This is a genomic window from Streptomyces sp. NPDC041135, from assembly GCF_055592085.1.
Window position 1 is genome coordinate 15164 of record NZ_JBVIYZ010000032.1, and the last position, 26410, is coordinate 41573.

Genomic DNA, 26410 nt, shown 5'->3' on the forward strand with positions numbered 1-26410 from the left:
TTACTCACGTCCTGATAATTCCCAGTTCCTACGGTGGCGGTATTGACGCATTGCGTTGATACCGCCGATGGAAATGGGGACCGGATATGAGTGTGTACGGGCAGGTGCCACTTCTAGACCCGCTCGTGGGACGAGAAGGCGAACTGAGGGGATTCGCCGAAGTCTGGAACGCCGGCCGCTGCCACAGCGTCATCATCTCCGGCCCCGCCGGGGTGGGGAAGACCCGGCTCGCCGAGGCTGCGCTGACCTACGCCGTGGAACAGGGCTGGAGTGCGGGACGGGCACTGGCGTCCACGGCGGCGGCCACCGTCCCTCTCGGTGCCGTCGCCCATCTCCTGCCCCGCGACGTCGACCTGTCCAATCCGGTCACCGGGTTCGCCGCGGTCGTGCAGGCCTGGAGAGGACGCCGGCCGGCAGAACGCCTGGCACTACTCGTCGACGACCTGCACCTGCTCGACGCCACCTCCGCCCTCCTCCTCCAGCAGCTGACCGGCACCGGTGCCGTACGGCTGATCGCCACGGTCCGCAGCGGAGAGCCCTACGGCGAGGCGATTGAAGCCCTGCTCGGCGGCGACGCCGTGCACCGCGTCGACCTCAGCGCCTTCGACGAGAAGGCCACCGGCGAGATGCTGGCCGCTTCCCTCGGAGGTCCGGTCGACCGGAGCAGCGTGAGGGAGCTGCACGCCACCTCCGGCGGCAATCCCCTGTTCCTGCGCGAGCTCGTCCTCGGGGCACTTCAGCGCGGCGCGATCACCACGGACGGCGAGATGTGGGCCCTCACCGGCAGTCGCCTTCAGGGAACGGTGGAACTGACCGGGCTGATCCGGGCGCGTCTCCAGGCCGTCCCGGAAGCCCTGCCGGTTCTCGAGCTGCTCGCGTGCTGCGAGCCCGTGGCGCTCGCCGATGCCAGGCAGATCACCACCTGGGATGAACTGGCCGCTCTGGAGGAGAAGGGATTCCTGCACGTCACGACGGAGCAGCGGCGCACAACGCTGCACTTGGCTCACCCCCTTCACGGCGAGGTGCTGCGCTCGGCCATGAGCCCGCAGCGCCAGCGCGAGATCCTCCTGGCGCAGGCGGACCGGATCGAGGCGTACGGCTCGAACCGGCGGGACGACGCGCTGTACGTGGCGCGGTGGCGGCTCATGGCCACCGGTACGGCCGACCCCGCCCTGCTGCGGGAAGGGGCGGTGCTCGCCCGCTACGCCCATGACTACCACCAGGTGACCGCCCTCCTGGGCGCGCTGCCCGAAGCGGAGCAGACGACCTACACGCGGTTGATGGCGGGCGAGGCCTTCTTCCAGATGGGCAAGTGCACCGAGGCCGAGACGGTCCTGGCCCGGGCGAGCGCCCTGACCACCAGCGAGGAGGAGACCGTTGCCGTCGCCCTCGCCCGGACCTCCAACCTGGTGTTCAGCGACCGCCCGGTCGAGGCCGCGCTGGCGGCCAACGCGCAGGCCGCGGCCAAGCTCACCGACCCGGGTGCCCGGCGGATGCTGCGTATCAACGAGGGTTACCTGCGGGTGGGTTCCGGTCAGCCGGTGGAGGGACTGGCGCTCCTGGACGACCTGGACGAGGACGGCGGCCGGGCCATGGACGTCAACGCCTGGCTGCGCGGTGTCTTCCTGCGGCCCGCGGCCCTCGCCGCCGTCGGGCGCACGACCGAGGCCATCACCGCGGCGGAACGGGCCTTCACCGTCCACCAGGAGCTCGACGAACAGGCGCTGGTGTCCCACCCCGCCGTCGAGAGGATCCCGCTCGTCGTCGCGCTGACGGACGCGGGACGCCTGAAGGAGGCCGTCGCGGTGGGCGAGTACGCCTACGCCGACATCGCCGCCGCCGGCCTCATGGCCCGCATCTGGATCGCGGCCTCGGTCGCCCGGGCGCTGTGGCTGGCCGGACGCGTGGCCTCCGCCCGTACCTGGTGGGCCGAGGCAGCCGTCCTGGCCCGTGGCACCGAGCACGGTTTCGGACTGCGGCTGGCACTGGGCGGAGTGATCGCCTGTGCCGCGGTCCTTGGGGACCTCGCCGCCGCCGAGGCGACCGCGAAGGAATTCGACTGCCTCGACGAACGGCCCGGTCTGATCTCCGTGGAGGAGGACCTGGGCCCGGCATGGCTCCAGGCCGCCCACGGCGAGTCCGCGCGGGCGTGCCAGGTCCTCGAAGGGATGGCCGCCCGGGCCCGTGCCAGTGGACAGGTCACCGCCGAGGCCATGTGCCTGACGGACATTGCACGGCTCGGCGGAGCGGACGCGGTGGCGGCCCGGCTCGCCGAACTGGCCACGGTCTGTGACGGCGAGCTGATGCCCGCACGGGCCCGACTGGCGGCTGCGCTCGCGCAGCAGGACGGGGACGGCCTGATGGCCGCCGCGCGGCAGTTCAATGCCATCGGAGCGGATCTGATGGCCGCCGAGGCCGCCGCGGCCGCGGCAGGCGCCTGGCGCCGCGACGGCGAACGGCGCAAGGCCGCCGCGGCGACGCAGCGGGCAGCCGTCTGGGCGGCGCAGTGCGAGAACGCTCACACCCCCCTGCTGGACGCGCACGCCACGATGGCACTGCTCACTTCCAGGGAACGGGAGGTGGCGGTGCTGGCCGCCGGCGGCTACCCGAGCAAGGACATCGCCGCGAAGTTGCAGCTCTCCGCCCGCACGGTCGACAACCATCTGCAGCGGGTCTACGCGAAGTTCGGCCTGACCACCCGCAGGGACCTCAGCAGCGTCCTCCAGGACGCCACCCTCGCCGCGCTCCGTCCCCCCGCCCAGGCCCGCCGTAGCGGCACCTGACCGGGCCCGCACCCACCGGCCCGCCAGCCGTACCGAGCGGCCCATAGGTACGAACTACTCATGGCGCGGCGGCCCATCCTGTCCAGGATGGGCCGCGCGGGGTCGGGGCGGGCGCGGGGCCGTATCTCCGCTGTTCGCAGCCCCGCCGGTACTCACCAGGAAGGCTTGTGCATGAGCGTGGGATCGGCCTCCATCGGCCTCTTCACACCGGACTACTACCAGGACCCGCACCCCGTCCTCGCCCGGCTGCGGGACGCGGCGGCGGTGCACGAGTTCACCTTCCCCGTCGGGGACATCCGGATGAAGCTGCTCACCCGGTACGAGGACGTCCGGGCCCTGCTGGCCGACGGGCGCTTCTCGACGGAGGGCAGGACCTGGGCGCGGCAGGACTTCCGCGACGCCGGGCTGGTGACCGGGGCCGGCACCGTCCTGCAGTACTCCCTGCCGGTGATCGACATGCCGTTCCACACCGAGGTGCGGCGGCTGGCGATGCCCTCCTTCACGCCCGCGCGGTCGAGGATGTGGCGGGACCGGATCGACGGATTCGTCCAGCGGGCGCTGGACCGCTGCGCGGAACAGGGCGAGTTCGACGTCATGGACGACTTCGCCGCCGACGTGACGGCCCAGACCGTGGGCGCCTTGCTCGGGTTCCCGGAGAACCGCTTCGCCGAACTGGCCCGCACTATCGAGCAGGGCTTCCCTACCGACCCCGCCCTGATGGACCAGGTACCCATCGCCTTCGGCAAGGTGTGCGCCTACGCGCGCGAGCTGATCGACGAGAAGCGGGCCCGTCCCGGCCAGGACCTCACCTCCGACTTCGTCGCCGCGGCGGACCAGGACGGCGGCATCGGCGAGGACTACCTCGAGGCGCTGGTGGCGGTGGTGATTCTCGGAGGGGCCGACTCGTCGCGCAGTTTCATCGGGAACTCGGTCCTGGCCCTGCTGGACCATCCGGGCCAGTGGCGGGGCGAAGAACCGGCCGCTTCTCCCGTCGGCCCGGAGGCGGTCGAGGAACTCCTGCGGTACACCAGCTCCCAGGCCAGTGCCTTCATCCGGTTCGCCACGCAGGACTGCGACCTCCTGGGTGTCCCCGTGGAAGCCGGCACTCCGGTACTCGCGTCGCTGCTGGCGGCCAACCACGATCCGGAGGTCTACCCCGAGCCGGGGAAGCTCGACTTCGCGCGCCAGGGGCCACGGCATCTGGGCCTCGGGCACGGCCTGCACAACTGTCTGGGCGCGGCCATGGCGCGGCTGCAGGGTGAGGTCGCCCTGGGAGCCCTCACCAGGAGGTTCCCGGGCTTGGAACTCGCCATGCCCCGGGCGGAGGTCCGCTACGCGGAGCACTGGTTCATGCGGCGGGTGATCGCGCTGCCCGTCTCGGGCCGCTGAGGAGAACGGCTACGGACGGCCGCTCCCGCAGGTCGACCGTGACGAGCCCGCGCCCGCCCCCGGGCACCTGCACGTCCTGCCGGAGCCGGCGGGCGTGCAGGACACGGAGGTGGTCCTCGTAGCCGGTCAGTGGCGCGAGCCGCGACGGTCCGCCGGTCCCGCGCGGCGAGGCTCACGTCGGTGACGTCGATTCAGTACCGCCTACCGGCCGAGTGGTTCAGGAATCCGGGCGAGAACGATCCGCCGAATCCGGCGGCGGCGTGAGCGAGGACCTCCTCATGTCCCATGCCGGTCGCGACGACCGCGTACCCGGTCGACGCCGTCGAGCACTCGAGTCCGACGGGCAGCGGCGGCAGGATCAGGACACCGCCGTCGGCGGGCGGGAAGTGACCGTCGGCGGCATCCCGGTAGAGGGAGAGGAGCGCGTGCATGGCGGCCACGAGCGCTTCCTGCGGGGTCATCGGCCCGGTGCGCCGGTCCGGCCCCGGGGCCAGGGGTGCGGCCACCAGGCCCAGGCGCGGGGCCCGGTGCGGTGTCAGCAGGCCCAGGAGCAGACGGGCGTCTTGATCAGGTAGTTGATGCGGACCTTGCCCGAGCCGCTGGTCGAGACGATCTGGCTGTACTGGGGAGCCGCGCCCGGCCTCACCGTGTAGCTGTAGTTGGCGCCGCTGAGCTTGTCGTCGGGATTGAGGCCGTCATCGTGGTCCCACATGTTGGTGGTGACGTGGAAGACGTGTCCGGCCTCCATGGAGTGCATCGTAAGAGTGTCGGTGTTGCTCCGTGAGGTGGCCTGGTCCTCGTAGAAACCGGCCCCAAGACCGCCGGCGAAGGGGTGGCTGCATCCGGGAACGCCTCCGCAACCGGACCCGATGGTGGTGACGGGGTACACCTTGCCGGAGCGGAGGGTCCGCCAGCAGTCACGCCAGCCGTTGCAGTCCCCGATGATGTGACCGCTCGTGCCCGGCGCGCCCTTCCAGTCGGCTGTGGTCAGGTAGTGGTAGTCGTCGATCCAGCCGCCCCAGTCCTGCCACGCCCCCAGCGATCCGTACAGCTCGACGGCATCGTCGTAGTAACCCGCGTCGTCATTGTCGTTCATACCGATGAATTCCACGGACAGGAACTGGACGCTGACGTCGTAACGCCGCGGATCGCTCGCGGCGGAGCTGGGCGATGTGGCGAGTGCGATGAGTCCGAGAACGGACAGGAGGGCCGCCACGATTGTTCTGGTTTTCACGCTTCCTCAATTCTCTTCGAGCTGCTGACAGATTCCTCCCGGGAGAGTCGGCGCCAACAGAGTGGTGATTGCTCAACGAAATGCGGACCGTGCGGTCCCTCTCACATCCGGGTAGTGGGCGGGGGACCGGCGCTGTACGAGGCCGCAGTCACGGGAACCGCGTCGCTGGGCCGCATTCTGGCGACCCGGACATCGTGCGGGTCGGTGTGGCTGAAGATGAAACACATGCGGTTCCATGCTCGGCGCAGGTGCCTCATGACGCCCAGCGGTGTCAAGATCCGCTGCTCGTGCTGGAGCAGGAGACGGCGCTCCTCCCGGTCGGTCAGATGTTGCACGGCTTCTCCTTGGACGGAATGTCGGACGGCTGTGCCCCGGTACGGGGCGAAAACCGGCTACGGACCGCGGAGGAATGGCTGATCCGCCCGCACCGCGTCGCGGTGCGAGGGAGCCCGCAGGTCCGAGCCTCGTCCTCATGATGGAGAAGGAGGGGGGTGTGCAACATGAGTAGCCGGTACCTGCCCGCGCGCCGTCGCGCGGGCAGGTACCGGCTGCGGCTCCGCCGGAGCCGAGGAGGCGCGGGCGTCAGCGCCGGGCGCGCTGGGCGTCGACGATGCCCGTCACCGTGTCGTCGGTGACGCCGAACCTGCGCTGCACCTGCTCGGACAGGGCCGGGAACTGTCCAGCCACGCTACTGAGCATCCTCAGCTCCAGCGGCGCCACATTGACTTCGCACAGGTTACGGGTCACGGCCCGGACGACACCGTCGGCGACCTGCTGGGGCGAGACGGTGCGCATGCCCGGGGGCAGCGCGACGCCGGTCGCGGCGAACATGCCGGCGTCCCTGACGAAGCCCGGCTGCACCAGGGAGACGCCCACCCCGGCCGGTTGCAGGTCCTGGCGGAGCGCCAGGGCGAAGCCGCGCAGGCCGAACTTGGTCGCGTTGTACATGGCGGTCGCCTTCGTTGCGGCCTTGCCGGATATGGACCCGACCAGGGCGAGGTGTCCCCGGCCGGCGCGCGCCATCCGGGGCGCGAGCAGTCGCGACAGCATGATCGGGGCCTCCAGGTTGACCATGAGGGCGCGCCGGATCTGCTCGGGGGTGTACTCCAAAACGTCCCCGCTGGCGGGGAGCGCTGCGTTGGCCACGAGGATGTCGGTGTCACCGCACGTCTCGCAGAGGCGGGCCACGTCCTGCGGGTCGGCCAGATCGGCCGGAACAGCCCGGGCCCCAAGCTCTCCCGCCAGGTCGTTGAGAGCGTCCTTGCGGCGTCCGGAGAGGACCAGCCGGGCTCCCTGTGCCGCGAACGTGCGGGCGATGGTCTCGCCTATCCCGCCCGTCGCACCGGTGATTAAGACGTTCGACCCCGAGATGCGCATGTATGACGTCCTTTCCCGCCCAGGAAGTGCCCGATCGCACGCATCGTAGGCCCCGGAGGTGCGTCGCCGGCGGTGTCATCCGCTGTGTGAGTAGCGCTTACTCATTTCCCGGGAGGTGCCGGCTCGCATGGTGGACGCGGCCGGCCGTCGGCCGGACTCCGGCGAAAGGACACCCGTGTCTCCCGATCTCCTGTTCACCCTCCTCAACGGCGTGGCCGTGCTGTCGTGGATCATGCTCGCCGCGATGCCACGCAAGCGGTGGGTCACGCACGGGCTGACCGCCGTGTGGACGCCCGCGGTGTGCGCTGCCGTCTACACGGTCGTGGTCGCCGCCACGTTCTGGAAGGCCGACGGCAGCCCGTCGTCGCTGACAGGGGTGGGTGAGCTGTTCCGGGAACCCTGGATGGTGCTCGCCGCCACGGCGCACTATCTGACGTTCGACCTGCTGATCGGCAGCTGGGAGGTGCGGGATGCGCAGAAGCACGGCGTCCCGCACCTGCTCGTGGTGCCCTGTCTGTTCCTCACGATGCTGTTCGGACCGGTCGGCTGGCTCGCCTACCTCGGTGTGCGGCTGGCACGTGGCGTCCGCCGACCCGGTCATGGCCTCCCGGCGGGGAGGAACTCCCCGTGCAGCAGGTAGGGCAGTGGGCACGGGAGGTCCAGCCGGGCCAGCTCCTTGCCGACGTCGGTGGCGTCCAGAATGCTCAGGAAGGTCCGGTCGGCCCGCGAGTCGTAGACCTGGCAGAGCAGCCAGCCCTCGTCCTCCTTGCCGCTGCCGGCCGGATCCGGCACGAATTCGGGCTGGCCCGTCACGCAGTGCTCGCCGAAGTCGTGCACCTCGTGGGTGGCCGTCTCCGCGTCGACCTTGACGACCCGGCCCGAACCCGCGATCCCGGCCGCGGTCGCGAAGGCGTAGAGGTAGCGGGTCGGCCGTCCGTGCAGAACCTTGCTGGAGCGGGGTGCCTCGCAGTCGAAGGGGACCAGCTCCTTGCTGGAGCTGCTTCCGTCGGCCGACAGCCGGATCCGGTGCAAACGGTTGGTGAAGTCCGGGTGGCCCGCGTTGTGGTGGAAGGAGGCGGTGAACCCGCGGACCCCGGCGTCGTCGGAGTGGACGTTCATGTCGAGGACCAGATCGTCGCCGTCCTCGAAGGCGTTGGCGAGGTGCACCGGGTAGGAGGGCGGGGCTTCGTACATCCGCGTGGTCCAGGTGGCCCGGTCGATGACGCAGTACCGGGTCGGCTCGTCGGGGTGCCATCCGAAGACCTCGTTCATCGTCGCGAACCCGAGCGTCGCCTTGGTCAGCGGGAGGAATCCGGAGTGGATGGGGCCGAGCGGAACCACGATCTTGGTGGGGGTGATGCCGAAGTCGTGGGGCAGGTAGACGTGGTCCATCGGCAGGTTGACCGAGCGGCGGCCGACACCGTTCGCGTCGACCGTCCACAGGCGCAACCCCGTGTTGATCTCAAGGAAGCAGCGTTCACCGGTGTTGGGGTCCAGGTGGCTCTCCCCGACCAGGTAGAGCTGCCGCCTGGGCAGGGCGCCGCGAAAGTCCTCGTGGCCCTTGAGGGCGAGTGTCCGCAGGTCCAGTGCGTAGGGGATGCCCGCGCCACCGAGGAGGATCAGGGAGTCGCCCATCACGCACGGCACGTGGTTGGGCGTGTCCTTGACTGACTGGTAGCCGGAACTCCACGGGATCAGCGACGGGACGAACATCGAGATCATGCCACGTATGTTGGCGAAGGCCCGGGCTGGCAGGCTGCGTTCGGCCATGGTGCTGAAGGTGGACCCCACCAGGCGTCCCGCGGACTGCTCGCGCCTGCGCACCGGGGTGTCGACGATCTCGCCGCGCAGGGAGACGCCGTCGTCGGTGAAGGTGTACGCGGCGATGTAAGCGTCCGCGTCGCCGAAGGCGTGCGCCAGCGGCGTGCCGTACGCCTCACCCGCTACCGGACCCACCCGGTAGTGCGTCCCACGCAGGCTGTCGGGCACCACACCGGACACGGGCAGCGCGTCGATGCGCAGCGGTGTGGCACGGTCCTGGAACATCGGCACCCAGCGGGGTGCAGGCGGCTGTGTCATGGTCATGTGACTACTCCGATCCTGAGGGACTAGCTCTGTCGGCGTGTGATGAGCCTCGTGAGGGCCATGAGGTCCGAGGCCGCGTTCGTGTCCGGGCAGGTGATGCCGAGCAGTTCAAGGGCCCGGCGGATCCGGCGGGCTGCCTCGCTCCGTGCCCATTCGTGTCCCCCCGCCCTCTCCACGAGGCCGGCGATCCACTCCACGTCACGGGCGTGCACCGAGGCACCCGAGGTGTAGCGCTCTGCCAGCGAGGCACCCTCCGGTGTACCGGAGGCGAGTGCGGCGACGACCGGCAGTGACTTCTTCAGCGCGAGGAGGTCGGAACCCGCAGGCTTTCCGGTGACCGCGGGGTCGCCCCAGATCCCCAGCAGGTCGTCGATGAGCTGGTATCCCAGCCCCAATTCCCGGCCGAAGAGGTCTAGGGACTCAACGACCTCGGCGGGCGCCCCGGCGTAGAGGGCCCCGATCGCGCACGCACAGCCCAGCAGGGCTCCCGTCTTGGCCTCCGCCATCGCCATGGTCTCCGCAAGTCCCACGTCGTTGCGGGTCTCGAAGCGGCAGTCGGCGCTCTGGCCCTCACAGAGTTCGATCATGCAGGCCGTCAGCCGCCGGGCGGCGGCCGGCGCGGCGCGGTGGTCGTCGCGCGCCAGCACCATGAGAGCCAGAGTCTGCAGGGCGTCGCCTGCCAGGATGGCGTCGGTGGTACCGAACACCGACCAGGCCGTCGGCCGGTGCCGACGCAGGGTGTCGGCGTCCATGACGTCGTCGTGGATCAGGGTGAAGTTGTGGACGAGTTCCACCGCGGCGGCAGCGGTGGCGCATGCACCGCTGGTGTCTCCCAGGGCCTTGGCGGACGACATCACCAGGGCGGGACGCAGGGCCTTTCCCGGCGCGCCTTCCTCGGGGACGCCGAACTGGTTCCACCACCCCAGGTGGAAGCCCGTGACCCGTCGCATGGAGCGCGGCAGCTCGTCCACCGCCGAGCGCATGATGGCGTCGATCTCGCTCCGTGCCTGGGCCAGGACCGTCACGGCCCTCGGGTTCTCCTGGTCGAGAATGCGCTGCGTCACGGTCCACCTCGATGGGTCCTGGATGGTCGGTCGTCGCGGGAAGAGAGCCGGGTGTTCCTTTCAAGACCTCGAAGCCAAAGCCGCGTTCGGTGCCCGTCACCACCGCCGCACGAGAGGTCGTCGTACGGCGCGTGCCTGGACCTGGGCGTCCGTGCCGAGGATCAGTCCGTTGACCACCAGCAGGCTCGTGACGGTGAAGAAGACACCTTCTTCCAGCGGCAGGCCGAAGACAGCCCAGCCGCAGGTGTGGTCACCGGAGATGCGCCAGACGCCGAACCCTATGGCGATGCGGTCGACGCTCCACAGGTAAAGGAGAGCGGGCACCAGGATCCGCAGCCGTTCCGTACGCCGTTCCCTGAGCACGTCGGCCCCGGCGAGAGCCTGGACCGCGAGCAGCGGGCCGAACCACACGAGGATGCTCCCGAGGTAGGTGCCGTGCGGACCGGCGAGGGTCAGGGCGAGACCGACGGCGGCCAGCGCCGCCCACCAGCCGGCACAGGTCCGGCGCAATGACGGCACCGGCCGGGGCACGGATGCCGCGGGCCGCTCCGGTATCCGTGCGATGACGCGCAAGGTGAGTGCTCCCACGGCAGCGGTCTGGCCGGCCATGAAGAGGAACTCCTCCAGGGGCACGTGGAAGAGGGCCGCCAGGACCGCTCCCTCGTGGTACTCCCAGACTCCGCGTCGGATGATCCAGCTGTCCCAGGGGGTGGTCCACAGCCAGGCGGCGAGCATCAGGACCAGCAGGAGCCGCGTACCGGTGTGCCGTAGCTCCCCTCGCGTGTCCCGCGTCCGCAGCGAGCGGTGCGCCGCCCAGCAGGTGCATCCGAGCGGTGGCAGGAGGAAGGCGAGCAAAAACTCCGCGTAGGTCATGGGATGCTCCGGCGCAGCCGGCGGCATTCGGCGAAGGCCGGTACCGCCACGCGCAGCCGCGTCGGCAGCCCGACTCCGACGCGGCGGCCCAGGATTTCGTAGTCGGCGTCCTCGATCTTCTCGAGGATGCCGCTGTAGAGGTAGTAGGCCGTCTGGATGCAGGGGCGGCTGGTCGGGGCCAGCATGCGGATGCCACCGACCGCATAGGCGTACAGCTTCCGGGTGCGGTCGATCTCGTACTTGAGCAGTTCCTTGACCCGACCGCTCGCCTTGGTCCGCCGCAGGTCCTCCCGGGTGACGCCGAACTCCTCCAGGTCGGTCGCCGGCAGGTACACGCGCCCCCGGTCGAAGTCCTCCGCGACGTCGCGGAGGAAGTTGCTCAGTTGGAAGGCCTCGCCCATGGCCCGGGCCCGCGGGTACGCCTCCTCCGCGAGCGGTTGCAGGATATGAACCATCTGGAGGCCGATGACGGCCGCCGAACCGTACATGTACCGGTTCAGGTGGTCGAACGTCGGATAGTCCGTCACGGTCAGGTCGGCGGCCATGGAGTCGAGGAAGGCCCGGACGTGGTCGGCGGGGATGTCCCAGCGGCGCAAGGTGTCGCCGAGCGCGGTGGTGACCGGATCGGAGCCGTGGCCGGGGGAGTCGTCGCAGAGGCTGCGCAGGGCCTGCTGCGACCACTGCCGGAAGTGTTCCTCCCGGGTGCGTGGCGGCTCGTTGTCGACGATCTCGTCCGCGTAGCGCGCGAAGCCGTACAGGGCGTGCACGAAGGGGCGTTTCCAGGGAGGCAGCAGGCGCGTGGCGAGGTAGTAGCTGCGTCCGTGGCGCGCGTGCAGGCGACGGCACTCGCTGTAGGCGGCACGCAGCCGAGGTGTCGCGATGCCTGCCGCATCGAGGATATGGCGGTCCACGGTCCTCATCAGCGCGCGCCCCGGGGCCGGCGCAGAGCGGACCGGACCGGCCCGGTGACCCGTTCGGCGGCGAGGCGTCCGCTGATGAGGGCCATGGGGATGCCCACTCCGGGGTGGGTGCCTGCGCCCGCCAGGACGATGTTCTCGCCGGCCAGGTTCGGCGTTCGGAACGGTCCGGTCTGGCGGAACGTGTGCGCCGCACTGAACGGCGTACCGGCGGGACACCCGCGCCGGAGCCAGTCGGCGGGGGTGATGACGTGCCCGGCGCGGGGGTCGTCGGCCAGTGCGGCGTAGCCGTTGCGCCGGAGGATCTCCACGACCTCCTGGCGGTACCGGGGGGCCGCGGTTTCCCAGTCCACGCGGCCGGTGATCAGGTTGGGGGCCGGGAACAGGACGGAGTGGCTGTGACACCCGGCCGGGGCGAGCGAGGGGTCCGTGGCGGTGGGCACGTTCACCATGAACGATGGATCGGTCATCAGGACGCCCTTGTCGATGATCTCGTGGAAGCCCCGTCGCCAGGTCCGCCCGAAGTGGATGTTGTGGTGGGCCGGTGATGTTCCGTCCGTGACGGGACGCGGCGGGCTTCCGGCCAGCCACAGGAAGCAGGACGGGGCGTAGTGCAGTCGGCGGATGCCCCGGGGGACCGTGCCCAGCAGGCGGGGGAAGGCGACGGAGGGGTCCGTGGCGATCACCACGGCGTCCGCGGGTATGCGGATGCCGTCGGTGGTCAGGACCGCCCGGGCCCGTCCGCCCAGGGAGGTCTCGATGCGCTCGGCCGTCGTGTGGTAGCGGATCTTGACGCCGTGGGCCACCGCGGCCTCGGCCATGGCACGGGGGACGGCGTGCATCCCGCCCAGAGGAAAGAACACACCGGACACCGTGTCCATGTACGAGATGATCGCGTAGAGCGCCCGCGCCTGATGGGGAGCGACGCCCGCGTACAGCGCCTGGAAGGAGAAGAGGCGGATCGTCCGAGGATCCTTGAGGTATTGCCTGACCTTCCCCTCCATGCTGCGGAACGCGCCGTACGAGACGAGCCTCGCCAGGTGGGGCAGGGCCAGGTCGAGCGGGCTGTCCATGTTGCGGTTGATGAAATGCTCGTACTCGCAGGCGTACAGACGCTTGAGGAACCCGACCAGGCGCCGGTACCCGACGGCTTCGGCGGGTCCGCAGACGCGTTCTATCTCGGCTGCCATGGCACCGGTGTCGGTATGCACGTCCAGTGAACTGCCGTCGCTGTAATGCGCCCGGTAGGCGGGTGACACGGGCAACAGCGTGAGGCGCTGCTCCAACTCCTCGCCCACTGCCGCGAAGGCCTCCCGGATCAGGTCCGGCATGGTCAGGACGGTTGGGCCGTTGTCGAGGGTGTAGCCGTCCTGCCGGAAGGCGCCCGCCTTCCCGCCCGGCTCGCCGCTCTGCTCCAGGACGGTAACCGACCGTCCCGCTCCTGAGAGGTGCAATGCGGTGGACAGTCCCGCCAGACCGGCGCCGATGACGACGACGTGGTCCGTGATCCCTTGCACGGTGCGGATGGTCACTGGCCGCCTCCCGGGTCCGGCTTCACGAGACGGGCGGGCCGGCACCCGGGCCGGTGCCCGCGCGCAAGTGGCAGAGTGCGCGCGGGCACCGGACGCCTGGAGCGCCGTTGCCCGTCCGGTCGGTCGCGCGCGGTCCCTGCGAAGGCGTGAGACCGCGAGATCGAGAATCGCGATGCACACGAGAGTTTCCTCTGCCCGGTCGGGCGGGAGGTGAGTATTCGCTACTCACCCGGATCGGGTCCGGGACGGTGCCCGGTGGGCACCTTCCAGACCTCTTGGAATGCGTGACATACGGTCGATAACGGGTTTCGGGACGGCGATGTCCGGGCGGATCATCATGGAATGAGGCTATATGTCCACACTCGGCGCATGTCCGGCTATCGAACGTGCTGCTCCGCCGCGCCCCATAGTCGGAGTGACCGCTGGGGTCGCCACTCACCAGGAGGAACCATGGGAACCCGAACCCGGATCGCCGTCAGGGGTGCCGCTCTGCTGTGCGCCGGCCTCGCCGCCGTTGCGGCGGCGTCCTCGTCCGCCTCAGCTGACACCGGGGCGTCGATCGCGGCGTGGAAGCCCCCCGTGGGCATGGAGTTCTCGGGCTCGGGCACCGCGCTGAGCGCGGCGCAAACGCAGGCCGAGCTCCAGATGCACGCCTGGGAAGACGCGAACCACGCGTTATGCGTCAAGCGCTCGTCCACAAGCGGACCGGCCGCCGGGGGCTGGGTCTACGCCATCCAGGCGGAGTGCTTCTTCAGCTGACGCAGCTCCGCCACTGGTTTCCGCCGGGACGGCCCATCGGGCCGTCCCGGCTTTCCTGTCGTGAGGCAGGCAGCGCGGGCCTGGAAAATGAGGACGGGGTACTCATCCGCCTTTGAACGGCGCGGATACGCTGACGCGGACAGGCGGCCGGAGCCTCATCCGGATGTGACCGGAGGCTCGCCGCCCCCGGCGGAACCGGGTGAAGTCCGCCCCCGCACGCGCCGACCGGGGGTACTCCTCGGCGCAGCGTCCCCGCATCATTGCCGGCGCTATGGCGGCACCCGGGCGGAAGGCCGGACGGACTGCCCACCCCTCCGAGCACGAAGGAACGTCATGCTGAAGCGCGGTCAAATCCTCACAGCCATCGCCGGACTTCTGACGACTGCGGTCCTCGCCGGTCCCGCTTCCGCGGCCACCGTCCGGGCGGAGCAGGAGTCCGGCCCCTCGGCCGTCCGGCTCCAGGTTTCGCGCGAGGCGGCCGTCCTCGATGCCGACGCGGTGACCGCGGTACGCAGGCACTGGACGGCCGAACGCCTCAAGCAGGCGATCGGGGCCCCCAAGAGCCTGGAGCTGCCCCCGTCGGTCGCCGGGCCGGTCGGCGAGCCCGATGCCAGGATGCACGAACCGGTCCGCCTGGCCCCCCGCCGGGGCCCGGTCGAAGCGGCCGGGTCCGCAGCTTCCCTGACCGGCACCTTCGGCACCCGCCAGTGGACCGGGGGGCCGACGCGGAAGCCCGCTTCGACGATCGGCAAGCTCTTCTTCGACGACTCGCACGGTCAGCCCGCATCGTGCACCGCCACCGTGGTCGAGGCGGCCACCGGAAAGCTCGTGCTCACCGCCGGGCACTGCCTCATGGACCTCGGCACCACGTCCTGGAACAGCAATGTGGTATTCGCGCCGGGCTACTCGGGCCAGGTGAACTACCAGCTCGGCGGCCTCTGGGTGGCCTCCGGGTACGGGGTCACCGGCGGCTGGAGCACCACCAAGGACTCGGCGCACGACGTCGGTTTCGTCGCCCTGTCCGCTCAGAACGGCCTGGAGATCGAGGACCAGGTGGGCGCCCAGGGAATTGGGTTCTTCGAGGCCGCCCAGCAGAAGGTCCGCCCGTTCGGGTACCCGCACAACTACGGCGGCGGTCAGTACCTCTACACGTGCGACCCGGTGACCACGAAGACGACGTCGTACCACCCGGGGGCCATCGAACTCACCCCGTGCGACATGGGGCCCGGGGCCAGCGGCGGTTCCTGGCTGGCCGATTTCGACGAGACCGGCAAGACGGGCGTCGGCTACGCCGTGAGCGTCACATCCCTGTACCGGCCGTACGCCTTCCCCTTCGAGCCTGGAGAGATCGGGCCGCAGTTCCGCGACCAGGAGTGGGACCTCTACAACCTCATGCTGGGCTACTGACGGCCCCGAACGCCGGGCGTGGGGCGCTGAGGGTCCGGCTACGCGGCGCGCGACGCGATGCTCCGCCAGCCGTAACGTGACCGTTCCACCCGGCCGAAGATCACCAGGTCCCGGCACAGCGGCTCGGCACATGCGGCCGAAAAGCGTTCAGTTCCGCCGTTCGCGATGCCGGCGGCCAGCGCTGCATGCCCATCCCCTGCACCCGTCGTCCCTCGGTCGCACCGCGCGCACCGGACCCGTGAGACGCCATGCCCGTTCGGCACCGGTCATCAGCCCGGGCCGCGGCGGGCACCGGATTCGCGCGGCCGGCTCCCGGGCCGCCGAGTAGCCGTTACTCAGGCCGCACTCCGCAGGATCCGCGACGGTGGGACCACGAACCGGCGTACCTGGATGGGGCGAACGCATGGGCACACAGGCAGTGCGGCACTTTCCGTTCCGCGAGAGCGCGACGGTGGAAGGGCCGGAGGAGTTCTACCGCGATCTGCTCCGGGAGCAGGCCGATCCCGTTCGCGTGGTGCTGCCCCACGGGGGCGAGGCGTGGCTGGTGTGCCGCTACGACGACGTACGGCTGGTACTCACCGATCCGCGCTTCAGCCGGGCCCGAGCGGTGGAGACGGTGAACGAGATCCTGCCGAGTCTGCTGGTGCGGACCTCCCTGCTGTCCCTGGATCCGCCGGAGCACACCAGGGTCAGGCGTGCGGCCGCGGGCTTCTTCAGCCCCAAGTCCGTCGAGGCGCTGCGCCCCAGGATCCGGCGCCTGATCGACCTGCGGATGCGGGAGCTGCCCCGGGCCCCGCAGGTCTTCGACGCGGTCGCGCAGTTCTGCCTGCCCGTGCCCGTGGATGTCATCTGCGAGGTCCTGGGCGTCCCGCAGGAGGACCGGGACGACTTCCACCGCTGGTCCGACCTGGCCCTGAGTATGGTGGCGGACGAGAAGGACATCGCGGCCGCGCACGACAGCCTGATCGACTATTTCGGCAGGATCCTCGACGGCAAGGGCCTGGAGCCCGGACCGGATCTGTGCTCCGGCCTAGCGGCACGGGTCCGGGAGGGCTCGCTGGAGCGGGAGGAGGCGATTTCCCTCGTGGCCCTGGTCCTGATCGCCGGCTACGAAACGTCCGCCTGCCAGCTCGGCTTCTACCTGCTGGACCTGGCCTCCAGCCCCGCAACCTTCCAGAGGCTGAGGCAGCGCCCCGAGCTGATCCCCGCGAAGGTCACCGAGTACCTGCGTACGACGGTGTTCAATCATCTCGGGGGCACTCTGGCACGGGTCGCGGTGGAGCCCGTGCGGATCGGTTCCGTGACGATCGCGGAGGGGGAGGCCGTGCTGCCGGCCTCGGACGCCGCGAACGTGCACTCGCTCGGTCTCGATCCGCAGCCGCAGCACCTGTCCTTCGGTGCGGGCCTGCACCGCTGCCTGGGCGCAGGACTGGGGCAGCTGGAACTGGAGGAGGCGCTGTACGCGCTCGTCGAGCACTTCGACGCGCTGGAACTGGCCGTGGAACGCTCGTCGCTGTGTCTGAAGGCCGGATCGGTGGTGCGGGCGCTGAGCTCACTGCCGCTGCGGGTGTTCCCTGCCGAGGCGGCCGGAGCGCCGTCGGCGGAGAGCACGGCCCACCGTGGTGCAGGCGGACTCGGGGCTGGCAGGCTGCGGTCATGAACGAGACACCGCGTGAGGACCTGGCCGCCAACCGAGCGCTCTGGGACGCGCGTGCCCGGATCCACGGGACCACACCCCAGGACACGTTCTACGACGTGGACACCTTCCTGGCCGGCCGGCAGACTCTCTTCGGCCTCGAACGGGAGCTGGCCGGTGACGTCACGGGTCTGGATCTGCTGCACCTGCACTGCCACTTCGGTATGGACACGCTGAGCTGGGTCCGTCTGGGCGCGAAGGCCACCGGGGTGGACTTCTCCGGGACGGCGGTCGCACGGGCCCGGGACCTGGCCGCCCGGGCCGGACTGGACGCGGTCTTCGTTCAGGCGGACTCCCAGAACCTGCCCGCCGCACTGGCCGGGCGGTTCGATCTCGTGGTGGGGACCTACGGGGTCCTGTGCTGGGTCAGGGACCTCGACGCGTGGATGCGCGGCGCGGCCGGGGCCCTGCGGCCCGGCGGCAGACTGGTCCTGGTCGACCTGCACCCCGCCTATCAAACGGTGGCCGGCCTGGAGCCCCTCGTCGCCGACTGGCCCTACGGCGGCGGCGCGCCACAGCGGGAGACGGTGACCGGGACGTACGCCGGACCGGACGTGCCGATCGCAACGTACGAGGTGTTCAACTACCCGCATTCGCTGGGCGAGATCGTCACGGCCGCCGCCGGTGCCGGGCTGACCGTGGAGCGGCTGGGAGAGCACACGGAGGTCGAGTTCGACGGACGCAACCTGCTGCCCCGCGGCGCCGACGGGCTCTACCGCTTGCCGGTGAGCCGGACCCATTTCCCCGTCCTCTACTCGCTGCGCGCACGCGCACCGCTCGCAGCGGAAGGGTGACGGGCCCGTCGGCAGCCCCCGTGGACGCGCTCTCACCTGGGGGCCCGCCAACGGGATGGGCAGGATTTACTCAGGCACGGGGCGGACGGGCCTGTTTGACTGGCGCGGAGCCGCCCGTGGCGGCGGCTCCCCCAACCCGTCCCCTTCGATTGGCCACCTGTGCCCTCTCTGGTTCCCCCCGTGCTGCGAGAAGAACCGCAGTTCACCCGGCTCTTCGTCGGGCAGTCCCTGTCCGTCCTCGGGGACCGCGTCTCCTTCGTGGCAGTCCCGTTCGGCGTGCTCGCGGCCGACGGCTCCGCATCGGACGTGGGACTGGTGGCCGCCGCCGGGCTGGTGCCCGTTCTCCTGTTCACCCTGCTCGGCGGGGTGTGGGCCGACCGCTTCCCGCGCCACCGCATCATGATGGTCTCCGACCTGGTCCGGTTCGGCGTTCAGGCGACCGCTGCCGTACTGCTCTTGACCGGCCGGGCCACCGTCATTCATCTCGCCGTACTCATGGGGGTCTTTGGCACCGCCGACGCGTTCTTCCTGCCGGCAGCCACGGGCCTGCTCCCGCTCGTCGTGAGCACCGGACGGCTACGGGAAGCCAACGCGCTGCGCGGCTTCGCCCAGTCGACCGGCCTGGTGCTCGGCCCGGCCCTGGCCGGAGGCCTGCTCGCGCTCACCGGCCCCGGCGGTGCGCTGGCGCTCGACGCCCTGACGTTCGCCGTCAGCGCCGCCTTCCTGGCAGGGCTGCGCCCGCGTGCGGCGAGCGCCGCATCGACCGCCGCGGAGCGCACGGCGTTCCTGGAGGATCTGCGCACTGGCTGGCGGCACGTGCGGGGCCGTAGCTGGGTGTGGGCTTCGATGGCCGCCATGGGTGTCTTCCACGTCGTCGTGCTGCCCTCCGTCTTCATCCTCGGACCGGTCCTGGCCGAACGCGAGTGGGCGGGCGCGGCCAGCTGGTCGACGGTGGTCGCCGCCTTCGGTGTCGGCTCCGTCGCCGGGAACGCCTGCGCCTATCGGCTGCGCCCCGCGCGCCCGTTGACGGTGGCCGCCGTGGCACTGGCCGTGGGCACGTGCCAAGCCGTGATCATCGGGTCCGGCGCGCCCCTCGCCGTGATCGCGCTCCTCGAAGCCGTCACCGGCGCCGCCGTCTCCCTCTTCTTCGTCCTGTGGGAGACGGCCCTGCAGACTCACGTGCCCGATCACGCGCTGTCCCGCGTGAGCTCGTTCGACTATCTGTTGTCGGCCGGTCTCATGCCGCTGGGACTGGCACTCGCCGGGCCGGTCTCCGATGCCGCGGGGGTCCGGGCCACGCTGTACGCGATGACCGCGCTGGCCCTTCCGTGCGCTCTGGCGCTTCTGTGCGTGCCCGCCGTACGCCGACTGCCCGCGCACGCTGCGCCGGCACCGGACGCCGCCGGTGTCCGGGCCTCCTGACCGCCCGCCCTTAGGACCGCAGGAGCGCGGGGGGCCGGCGCCCCGTGTCAGACCCCACCGAACTGGGACCGCAGCTCGCCCCGGCTGGTCACGCCCAGCTTCTTGTAGGCACGCTGCAGGTGGTTCGTCACCGTACGCTTCGACAGGAAGAGCTGTTCGGCGATGTCGTGGCTGCGCATGCCCTCGGTGACCATGAGGGCGATCTGCGTCTCCCGGTCGGTCAGCGGGGTGACCGCCGCCGATCGGGTCAGCAGGGGAGTGCTGATGCCCTCGCACCGCAGCAGGTTGTTCTGCGCCGTGTGCGCCGCGGCCGTGGCGCGCCGGTGCTGTCCGCCCTCACGCCACCGGGCCGAGGCCACGGCCGCGGCCTCGGCGGCCTGCAGCCGGGCGCCGACGGCGGCCAACACCTCGGCGCACCGCTCCAGTTCGACCGGATCGCCGGTGGCCAGGGCGGCGGCGAAGCGGACCCGGGCCGGTGCCAGCGCGCCGTCGCACCGGGGCAGCAGGTCGGCCAGCTGCTCGTGAGCCTCGCGGGGTGCGCCCAGCCGGGCCAGGTCGGTCAGCAGGAGCATGGCCGAGGAGACGTGTCCCGTCTCGCGTGCGCTGTGTACGGCACCGCGCAGGATCTGCCGGGCCGACGCCACCCGGCCGCCGAGCGCGGCGCGCCAGGCGTCGCCCAGGCGCTCCTCGCCGCACAGGAAGCCCCGGCGGGCCGGTTCATCCTGCGCCGATGGCCGTGACACGGCACCCGCCGGGCCGAGGTCCCCGCAGAGGGCCGCGCTGGCCGCCGTGTAGCCCCGAACGACGGGCGCAGCCATGGCATTCTCGTGTGTACTCGACAACGCGAGCGCTTCGGTGAACAGCCGGTGTGCCGTCCGCACCCGCCCGGCCAGCCACTCCGCGCGGCCCAGTTGGAAGGTGACCCAGATGAGCGGCATCCGCTCACCGACCTCCATCAGCTGGGTCACGCCGAGCCGGCCGTAGCGGCGCGAGTTGTCCAGCGCGCCTGCCTCCTGGTCGGCCAGGCACAGGTGGATGAAGTTGGTCGCCGGATGGGGCATGAAGATCTGTGCGTCCAGGGCGCTGTGCAGTTCGAAGAGTTCCTCCGCGACCGCCTTCGACTCGGCGGACCGACCGGTGACCGCCAGGCCGATGGTCCGCATGGCCTGGCCGTAGAGCCAGATGGGCGGGAACGGGGCCTTCTGCAACGGCACCTGGCTTTCCTCGACCATACGAAGACCGGTGACGGGCTCGCCGGAGATGAGCCGGTTGGCTCCCTCATTGACGCGCAGCGCCCGCCGTGCGTCGGCTCCCACCCGGTGGGCGGAGGCGTTGCCCACCTCGACGGCCCGGCCCACGTCGGAGGCCGCCCAGGTCAGGTTCATGGTCCTGGCCATGGTCACGGTCAGGATCTCGTGTTCCGACGCGGCACTGCGGTCGGCGCTCTGCAAGATCGCCTCCGCTTCGCGGAACTCAGTGCGTTCCCAGTACGCGTCACCGAGTAACAACTTGCCGGGCAAAGGGAGTTCCTCCGCCGGCACCGCCGTCAGGAGGCGCACCACCATGGCGTAGTCGTGGGCGTGCCTGGCCAGGACCGCTCCTTGCAACAAGAGGGCGGGATCCGCGGTGCCTTCCGCCTCCAGGCGCCAGGCGGCGATGTGCAGGGAGTCGTCACGGCGCCGGGCGCCGTGACGGGTGATCCGGTCGGCCTGCCCGCTGATCAGCTCCCTGCGCGTCGCGGCGGGCAGTTCCGCCGTCACGGCTTCCGCGTACAGGGGGTGGGACAGCTCCAGCGTGGTGCGCCGCTCGTCCTCGACGACGCGGATGATGCCCTTCTCCTCCAGCGCGGCGACGGTTGCCTCGTCGCTGAGGGCCATCGCGTCCCACAGGCCGACCGGTTCGCACAGGGCCAGCAGGGCCAGGACGGGGCGGGCCCGTGCGGGCGCGGCCGCGAGCCGGCCCCGGATCAGCTCCTTCAGTACCGGCGTGCGCAGCAGGCTGTCCTGCGGAATTTCCCAGAGCCCCTCCACGTTGAGCAGGAGACCGTCACGGCGGATGCCCGACACGATCTCCCGCAGGAACAGGGGGTTGCCCTGCGACGCGTGGTGGAGGCGGGCGACGGTGAAACGTCCCACCGGGCCGCCCAGCACCGTGTCGAGCAGGTGGTGCACGTTGTCCACGGGCAGCGGGTCGAGGTCCATCCGGATCAGGGGGGTGCTGCTGAGCAGCGCGGTCACAGCGTTGTTGAGCGGCTCACCGGAGCGGACGGTGCCGATCAGCCGGATCGCCCCGGCATTGACCAGTTGGTGCAGGAGCAGGGCCGACGAGGAGTCCAGCAGGTGCATGTCATCCACCCAGAGGGCGGTGGAACCGCCCCGGGAGGTGCGCTTCAGCCGGCCGGTGATGGCGGCAAAGCTTGCGATGGGGTTGCGCAGGTCGATGTCATCATCCACCAGATGGCGGATCGCGCCCAGAGGGACTGTCGCCGTGGAGGGGGTGGCCTTGGCCCGGCTGGTGCGCGCGCCGGCCGTGCTCGCCTCGGCGAGGAACTCCTCCGCCAGCCGGGACTTGCCGACACCCGCCGTGCCATGGATGACGACGCCGGCGGTCGGGTCGTGCAAAATCCTGCGGAACCGGTCGAGTTCCGGGTCCCTGCCCTCCAGGGGCCAGGCCACCTGTCCGTCCTTGCTCCCCGGCATGAGTCCCTTTCCACCATCCCATCGGGTCCTCAGAGGCACACGGGGTATCGGGCGGTGCCTCCGAGGCGACTTTGCGTCCTGGGTGCGGGCCGAGTCAACCGGGGCCGCGAGGGCGTCGGCCGTCTCGCCCCGCAGTGGCCGGACGCGCGGTCGCGCGCAGCCGGGGGCGAGCCGAACCGGCATGGTGGAGACGTCGTTCAGGCCCTCGACACGTTCACGGTGTACTTGAAAGTTCCCGAGCCGTCCTGCGACGCTGCCGTGACGGCGTCACCGGCTGTCGGCACACCGTCCAGACTCGTCTGCAACGTCTTGGAAGCCGAGGCGCTGAGAACAGCCGAGTCAGGACAAGCGGTGCCGGAACCTGCCCCGTGCAACAGGCTCACCTGCGCCGTGTGGGCGACCGGGTATTCCGGGACCGGAATGTAGGTGCTCACCAGGTGGACGTTCACGCGGACTTGGTCGACACATCCGTGGAAGTCCCAGGAGACTTCCCGGTGCGCGGAATCCACGAATCCGTCGGGGAGTGCCAGATTCAGGGTGACGGTCTGGTCGGGACCCTCGAACAGGCCGCCGACGTCGGTGACCTTGAGGGTGGCGTTGCTGTAGTGGACGCGCACGAGTGGAGCGTCCGCTGCCTGCGCCTGAGCTGTCGTCGCCAGGACGGATGCGGCGGTGGCTAAAGCAGCGGTCAGCATCCTCTTTCTGTTAAGCACCATGATTCCCTGCTGAAGTAGGAGGACCTGTTCGCCCTGGTACGGCGCGGCAGGTCCGGTTGCGGAACATCTGCCTGGCAGCGTAGGCGGTGGGCGCGGGAACCGAATCAGTAGCGGGTACTCCTTCGGCCCGCGGTGCTCGCTGTCAGGCCGTCGTTTGCTGTGCCCGCAGCTCGCCGGGCCGCTGCTCGTGCCAGCGCTGGTCGTCTTCCAACTGTGCGGCGAGGGAGATCAGGAGCGGCTCGCTGTCGGCCGGTCCGAGCAGCTGCACGCCCAGCGGCAGTCCCGCCGCGGTGAGCCCGGCCGGGACGCTGAGCGCGGGCCAGCCCAGGACGTTCCAGGGCCACGCATAGGGACAGCAGGCGATCATCGTCCGGTTGGTACGGCTGTGGGAGAGGCCGTCGAGGGCGCCGATGCGCGGCGGCGGGGTGGCGGTCGTCGGAGTGAGGAGGACGTCGAACCGCCGGAAGATGGCACCGATCCGGCGCTGGAGCCGGCCCTCGGCCGCGCGGGCGGCGCGCAGCGCCGGCCCGGCCAGCAGGCGGCCCAGGCGCGCGTTGCTGCGGGTACGGGGATCCAAGAGCTTCTGTTCGGGTACGCGTGTGCTCCATTGCGCGATGCCCGCCATTCCTCGCGGCACTTGGGTCAGGCCGATCAGGCCGTAGCGCGGTTCGGCCTCTTCGATGTCGTGGCCGAGCGCCGACAGGGCGTCGGCCACGGCGAGCGTGGCCCCGCGCACCTCGGGGTGGAGCGGCGTGGGGGTGGCGGCGAACGCGGCGCGCAGGGACAGAGCGATGCGCAGTCGGCCCGGATCGCGGCCGGCCGCGGGCAGCATCGACGCGCGGGGCGGCCGGTGCCGGTCGCCGGGGTGGTTCCCGGCCGCGGCGTCCAGCAGGAGCGCGGCGTCGGCGACCGTGCGGGCGAGCGGACCCGGAACGGTCAGCCCTTGGAAGGATTCGGCGTCCGGCCAGGTCGATATCCTGCCGCGCTGGGGCTTGATGCCCACCAGATGCGTCCACGCCGCCGGGATACGGACCGAGCCGGCGCCGTCCGAACCCAGGGCTGCCGGGACCAGGCCGGCGGCCACCGCTGCCGCGGCGCCCCCGGAGGAACCGCCGGGGGTGTGGTCCGGGTTCCACGGGTTGCGCGTGGCGCCGAAGGCGGTGCCCTCGGTGAACGGCCACTGGCCCAGCTCCGGGGTGTTCGTCTTGCCGACGATGACCGCGCCGGCCGCCCGCAGTCGGCGCACCGCTTCGCCGTCGGCGGATTTTGGCGCGAAGTCACCGGCACAACCGAACGCGGTGGGCTCGCCCGCCAGGTCCGTGTCGTCCTTGACCGCGACCGGTACGCCCAGCAGGGGGAGCTGCTGCCCGGCAGCCAGCCGCCGGTCGGCTTCGTCGGCTTCGTCCAGCGCCGCTTCCGGTCGTAATCGCCGGAAGGCGTTGAGGGCGGGCTGCGCCGCCATGATGCGGGTGAGCGTCTCCTCGACCAGGACGCGGCTGGAGACGCGTCCTTCGGCGAGGGCCGCGGCCTGCTCCGTCAAGCCGGCGGAAGAATAGGGGGACATGGGCCTCGGCTCTCGTCGGTTCTCCTGTGGTCTTCGTTCGAACATTAGAGGAGAACCGACGGCTTCCGGAGCCCGGATCAGAGCCTGTCCGCAGGGCTGTTGAGTTCCTCCGTCGCTCCGTCGCTCCGGCGCCCAGGCGCGAGCGCGGTGCGGGGCCCGGGCGCGTGCCGCCCGGGACAGGGCGTGCGAGATATGGCGGGACAGGGGGAGTCGATGTGTGTGTGGAAGCGGACCAGGTACCGTGGGGCGGCGTCACCACGAGCTGCTCCGATGGGGTGCTCAGCGCGACCTACTGTTCCCGGGCCAGGTCGGCGATTGTGGCCGGCCGCACTGATCCGTCCAGGTGGCAGTGCAGCTAGCTCGTCGAGGGCTGGTGCGCCGACGGGTGCTCCATGGCGAGGTCCGCTTCGCCCCGCAACTCCGAACGCCTCGTACAGGCTGATGTCCCGGCCGCTGTCAGAGGGCGGTGGTCACCGAGCCCCAGTTGTGCTTCTGCGAGGCGGCGATGTCCGTGTAATAGATGTGCTTGGAGCAGTACCGGTCTTCCTGGCCCAACTTGAGGACTCCGGTGCAGGCCACGTACTCGTGAGGCCACGCGGACATGTTGGTCAGGATGCCGCGCGCGCGGACGCCCTGGAGGTCGGGGTCCACGCTGAACACGCCTGTACCGCTGTCACCGTGGCCTCCGGCGTTGCTCCCGTCCCACGAGTGAGCCTCGACGCTCTGGTAGGTGACGCCCCCGTACCCCGAGGCCACGATCTGGTCGACGGCATCCACGATGAGTCCACAGCGCGTGCCCGAATAGGCACCTTTGGTGCAGACGTAGTCGTTGACGTGGTTGCCGACAACACCGCGCACCGTCATGTACGTCAGGTTGGCGTTGCCCTTGGCGTCACCGAACCAGGTGCGGGCAGCCGATACGCTCTGGCCCTTCAGATCGATGACCGCGAGGTCGCGCGAATCCCACTTCGCCTTGACGAAGTTCTTGGCGACGACCCCTACCCGGACATCGGCGGTCGGGTCATCGCCGACCGGGGTCTTGGCCAGACAGTGCGCGGCCGTGAGCATGAGCGGGTGCCCGGTGTTGTCGTGGAGCGGGAAGCCCACCGTGCAGCCCGGGCCATTGGCCCAGAGGTGAGCATCGCCCCAGTTCGGGGCTGTGTCGGTCCAGCGGTCGAGCGTCGAGGCCAGCGACGGGGATGCGGAAGTCGGCGAGGCCTCGTCGGCGACCACAGCGTTCTTGACGGCCTGGTTGGCGGTCACCCGTACCGGCATGCCCAGGGACTGCACGGCAGCGAGGGCACTGCCCTGGTCGGCGCTGCCGGACACGCCGATAGCCAGTCCCGACGCATCCGCGGCGGGACCGGCGGCGACGATCCGGGTGGCCTGGTCGTTGCGGCGCTGCATGACCTGCTCGGCGGCCTCCAGCATCTGCTCGCGGGTATAGGCCGCCTGGGAGACCAGCACCCGGTCGGGAGCTCCGGAGACGATGTTCTGGACCTCGCCCGGCAGCGAACCCTTCCAGTAGAGCTTGATGCGGTGGTTCGGCAAGTCGATCGCGACGGAGCCGTAACCGGAGCCGCTCTCGGGCAGGGTCCCGATGATCTTGTCGGCCAGGGTGTCGAGCGTCTGCTGCTCGGCCAGGGCCTGGACCAGGAGGCGTACCCGGCGGGTGGCGGGGTGTCCTGGATCCAGGCGTTGCTCTGCACGCCCTTGGTGTCATCCACCGCGAGGGCGTGGCTGCTCGCCTGGACGGTACCGGCCGTGAGCATGAGCAGTACGCTCGCAGCGGTCCCGATGAACCTGATCTTCTTCAGAGTAGAGGGACTCATGCTTGTATCGCCCTCCTAGTTCCTCCCGGGATTCGCTTCCACGTGTGGCGAGTGAAACCGAAATCGCAGATGCGATTGCCCGGGTTGTCAAACGTTGAGATCCTAGGGTGTTTATTCCATGCAGCGGTGAGTAAAAGGTGCTCCAGCTCGTTCCCGGAGCCTTCTATCGGTCTTAGAGGTCCTAACAAAGGCGTTGGACGTGTCTATGTGTGATCAGGCAGGTGGCAAGGCCGAGGAAGGCCTCGTGCATGTCGTCGCGTCGCTCCC

General features: G+C 70.5%; 20 protein-coding genes. 8 read left to right on the plus strand and 12 right to left on the minus strand.

From position 1 onward, the window contains the following. The first annotated feature begins 125 nt into the window (after positions 1-125). Positions 126-2783, plus strand: coding sequence for a helix-turn-helix transcriptional regulator (locus tag ACZ6CZ_RS34325; protein WP_469029302.1), 2658 nt, complete (start codon positions 126-128; stop codon positions 2781-2783). Positions 2784-2954: 171 nt separating this feature from the next. Then, complete coding sequence (locus ACZ6CZ_RS34330; protein ID WP_469029305.1) at positions 2955-4172, plus strand: cytochrome P450; 1218 nt, start codon at positions 2955-2957, stop codon at positions 4170-4172. Between the two features lie 191 nt (positions 4173-4363). On the opposite strand, the gene ACZ6CZ_RS34335 is transcribed toward ACZ6CZ_RS34330, so the two are convergent. From ACZ6CZ_RS34335 to ACZ6CZ_RS34345, 3 genes are all read right to left on the minus strand, one after another. Next, positions 4364-4678 (minus strand): hypothetical protein, encoded by a 315-nt coding sequence (locus ACZ6CZ_RS34335; protein WP_469029307.1) that lies wholly within the window; start codon positions 4676-4678, stop codon positions 4364-4366. Positions 4679-4707: 29 nt separating this feature from the next. Then, positions 4708-5406, minus strand: a complete 699-nt coding sequence (locus tag ACZ6CZ_RS34340; protein ID WP_469029311.1) for a hypothetical protein — start codon at positions 5404-5406, stop codon at positions 4708-4710. A gap of 582 nt (positions 5407-5988) precedes the next feature. Then, positions 5989-6783, minus strand: coding sequence for an SDR family NAD(P)-dependent oxidoreductase (locus tag ACZ6CZ_RS34345; protein ID WP_469029313.1), 795 nt, complete (start codon positions 6781-6783; stop codon positions 5989-5991). Positions 6784-6958: 175 nt separating this feature from the next. Between ACZ6CZ_RS34345 and ACZ6CZ_RS34350 the strand changes: the two genes are divergently transcribed. Continuing rightward, on the plus strand, positions 6959-7423 hold the full coding sequence (locus tag ACZ6CZ_RS34350) for an ABA4-like family protein (RefSeq protein ID WP_469029317.1): 465 nt from the start codon (positions 6959-6961) through the stop codon (positions 7421-7423). Here the strand turns inward: ACZ6CZ_RS34350 and ACZ6CZ_RS34355 are convergent. From ACZ6CZ_RS34355 to crtI, 5 genes are all read right to left on the minus strand, one after another. After that, positions 7381-8862, minus strand: coding sequence for a carotenoid oxygenase family protein (locus tag ACZ6CZ_RS34355; RefSeq protein ID WP_469029320.1), 1482 nt, complete (start codon positions 8860-8862; stop codon positions 7381-7383). The two genes, ACZ6CZ_RS34350 and ACZ6CZ_RS34355, sit on opposite strands and share 43 nt — an antisense overlap. A gap of 29 nt (positions 8863-8891) precedes the next feature. After that, positions 8892-9932, minus strand: a complete 1041-nt coding sequence (locus tag ACZ6CZ_RS34360) for a family 2 encapsulin nanocompartment cargo protein polyprenyl transferase (RefSeq protein ID WP_469029323.1) — start codon at positions 9930-9932, stop codon at positions 8892-8894. Between the two features lie 96 nt (positions 9933-10028). Next, positions 10029-10805 (minus strand): lycopene cyclase domain-containing protein, encoded by a 777-nt coding sequence (locus tag ACZ6CZ_RS34365; protein ID WP_469029326.1) that lies wholly within the window; start codon positions 10803-10805, stop codon positions 10029-10031. Continuing rightward, entirely contained in the window at positions 10802-11725 is a 924-nt protein-coding gene (locus ACZ6CZ_RS34370) for a phytoene/squalene synthase family protein (protein ID WP_469029329.1), read from the minus strand. Before ACZ6CZ_RS34370 ends, ACZ6CZ_RS34365 begins: the two co-directional genes overlap by 4 nt. Further along, positions 11725-13239, minus strand: coding sequence for a phytoene desaturase family protein (gene crtI, locus ACZ6CZ_RS34375; protein ID WP_469029331.1), 1515 nt, complete (start codon positions 13237-13239; stop codon positions 11725-11727). The genes ACZ6CZ_RS34370 and crtI overlap by 1 nt, the downstream gene beginning before the upstream one ends. A 465-nt stretch (positions 13240-13704) precedes the next feature. On the opposite strand from crtI, the gene ACZ6CZ_RS34380 reads away from it, so the two are divergent. The 5 genes from ACZ6CZ_RS34380 (at position 13705) to ACZ6CZ_RS34400 (ending at position 19332) form a co-directional block, all read left to right on the plus strand. After that, the gene (locus tag ACZ6CZ_RS34380) at positions 13705-14013 is read left to right on the plus strand and encodes a hypothetical protein (protein ID WP_469029334.1); all 309 of its coding nucleotides are present in this window, start codon (positions 13705-13707) and stop codon (positions 14011-14013) included. Positions 14014-14346: 333 nt separating this feature from the next. Next, positions 14347-15420: a trypsin-like serine peptidase gene (locus ACZ6CZ_RS34385; RefSeq protein WP_469029336.1), complete on the plus strand. Its 1074-nt coding sequence runs from the start codon at positions 14347-14349 to the stop codon at positions 15418-15420. Between the two features lie 403 nt (positions 15421-15823). Further along, entirely contained in the window at positions 15824-17080 is a 1257-nt protein-coding gene (locus tag ACZ6CZ_RS34390) for a cytochrome P450 family protein (protein ID WP_469029339.1), read from the plus strand. Further along, on the plus strand, positions 17077-17910 hold the full coding sequence (locus ACZ6CZ_RS34395; RefSeq protein ID WP_469029342.1) for a class I SAM-dependent methyltransferase: 834 nt from the start codon (positions 17077-17079) through the stop codon (positions 17908-17910). The genes ACZ6CZ_RS34390 and ACZ6CZ_RS34395 overlap by 4 nt, the downstream gene beginning before the upstream one ends. Positions 17911-18090: 180 nt before the next feature. Beyond that, a complete protein-coding gene (locus tag ACZ6CZ_RS34400; RefSeq protein WP_469029345.1) occupies positions 18091-19332 on the plus strand; it encodes an MFS transporter in 1242 nt (413 codons plus the stop codon). Positions 19333-19379: 47 nt separating this feature from the next. Here the strand turns inward: ACZ6CZ_RS34400 and ACZ6CZ_RS34405 are convergent, their stop codons facing one another. The 4 genes from ACZ6CZ_RS34405 to ACZ6CZ_RS34420 all read right to left on the minus strand — a co-directional run bounded on the left by ACZ6CZ_RS34405 (position 19380) and on the right by ACZ6CZ_RS34420 (position 25862). Next, a complete protein-coding gene (locus ACZ6CZ_RS34405) occupies positions 19380-22031 on the minus strand; it encodes a helix-turn-helix transcriptional regulator (protein ID WP_469029349.1) in 2652 nt (883 codons plus the stop codon). Positions 22032-22228: 197 nt separating this feature from the next. Next, entirely contained in the window at positions 22229-22726 is a 498-nt protein-coding gene (locus ACZ6CZ_RS34410) for a hypothetical protein (RefSeq protein WP_469029352.1), read from the minus strand. A gap of 163 nt (positions 22727-22889) precedes the next feature. Next, positions 22890-24311 (minus strand): amidase, encoded by a 1422-nt coding sequence (locus ACZ6CZ_RS34415; protein ID WP_469029356.1) that lies wholly within the window; start codon positions 24309-24311, stop codon positions 22890-22892. Positions 24312-24767: 456 nt separating this feature from the next. Next, the gene (locus ACZ6CZ_RS34420; protein WP_469029358.1) at positions 24768-25862 is read right to left on the minus strand and encodes a chymotrypsin family serine protease; all 1095 of its coding nucleotides are present in this window, start codon (positions 25860-25862) and stop codon (positions 24768-24770) included. Positions 25863-26410: the final 548 nt, after the last annotated feature.

What these genes read in the sequence shown, in the direction of transcription:
- ACZ6CZ_RS34345 (WP_469029313.1), bottom strand. Translation starts at nt 6,783, where the DNA reads ATGCGCATCTCGGGGTCGAACGTCTTAATCACCGGTGCGACGGGCGGG.
- ACZ6CZ_RS34355 (WP_469029320.1), bottom strand. Translation starts at nt 8,862, where the DNA reads ATGACACAGCCGCCTGCACCCCGCTGGGTGCCGATGTTCCAGGACCGT.
- ACZ6CZ_RS34380 (WP_469029334.1), top strand. Translation starts at nt 13,705, where the DNA reads ATGGGAACCCGAACCCGGATCGCCGTCAGGGGTGCCGCTCTGCTGTGC.
- ACZ6CZ_RS34385 (WP_469029336.1), top strand. Translation starts at nt 14,347, where the DNA reads ATGCTGAAGCGCGGTCAAATCCTCACAGCCATCGCCGGACTTCTGACG.
- ACZ6CZ_RS34370 (WP_469029329.1), bottom strand. Translation starts at nt 11,725, where the DNA reads ATGAGGACCGTGGACCGCCATATCCTCGATGCGGCAGGCATCGCGACA.
- ACZ6CZ_RS34330 (WP_469029305.1), top strand. Translation starts at nt 2,955, where the DNA reads ATGAGCGTGGGATCGGCCTCCATCGGCCTCTTCACACCGGACTACTAC.
- ACZ6CZ_RS34365 (WP_469029326.1), bottom strand. Translation starts at nt 10,805, where the DNA reads ATGACCTACGCGGAGTTTTTGCTCGCCTTCCTCCTGCCACCGCTCGGA.
- ACZ6CZ_RS34395 (WP_469029342.1), top strand. Translation starts at nt 17,077, where the DNA reads ATGAACGAGACACCGCGTGAGGACCTGGCCGCCAACCGAGCGCTCTGG.
- ACZ6CZ_RS34410 (WP_469029352.1), bottom strand. Translation starts at nt 22,726, where the DNA reads ATGCTGACCGCTGCTTTAGCCACCGCCGCATCCGTCCTGGCGACGACA.
- ACZ6CZ_RS34405 (WP_469029349.1), bottom strand. Translation starts at nt 22,031, where the DNA reads ATGCCGGGGAGCAAGGACGGACAGGTGGCCTGGCCCCTGGAGGGCAGG.
- ACZ6CZ_RS34415 (WP_469029356.1), bottom strand. Translation starts at nt 24,311, where the DNA reads ATGTCCCCCTATTCTTCCGCCGGCTTGACGGAGCAGGCCGCGGCCCTC.
- ACZ6CZ_RS34390 (WP_469029339.1), top strand. Translation starts at nt 15,824, where the DNA reads ATGGGCACACAGGCAGTGCGGCACTTTCCGTTCCGCGAGAGCGCGACG.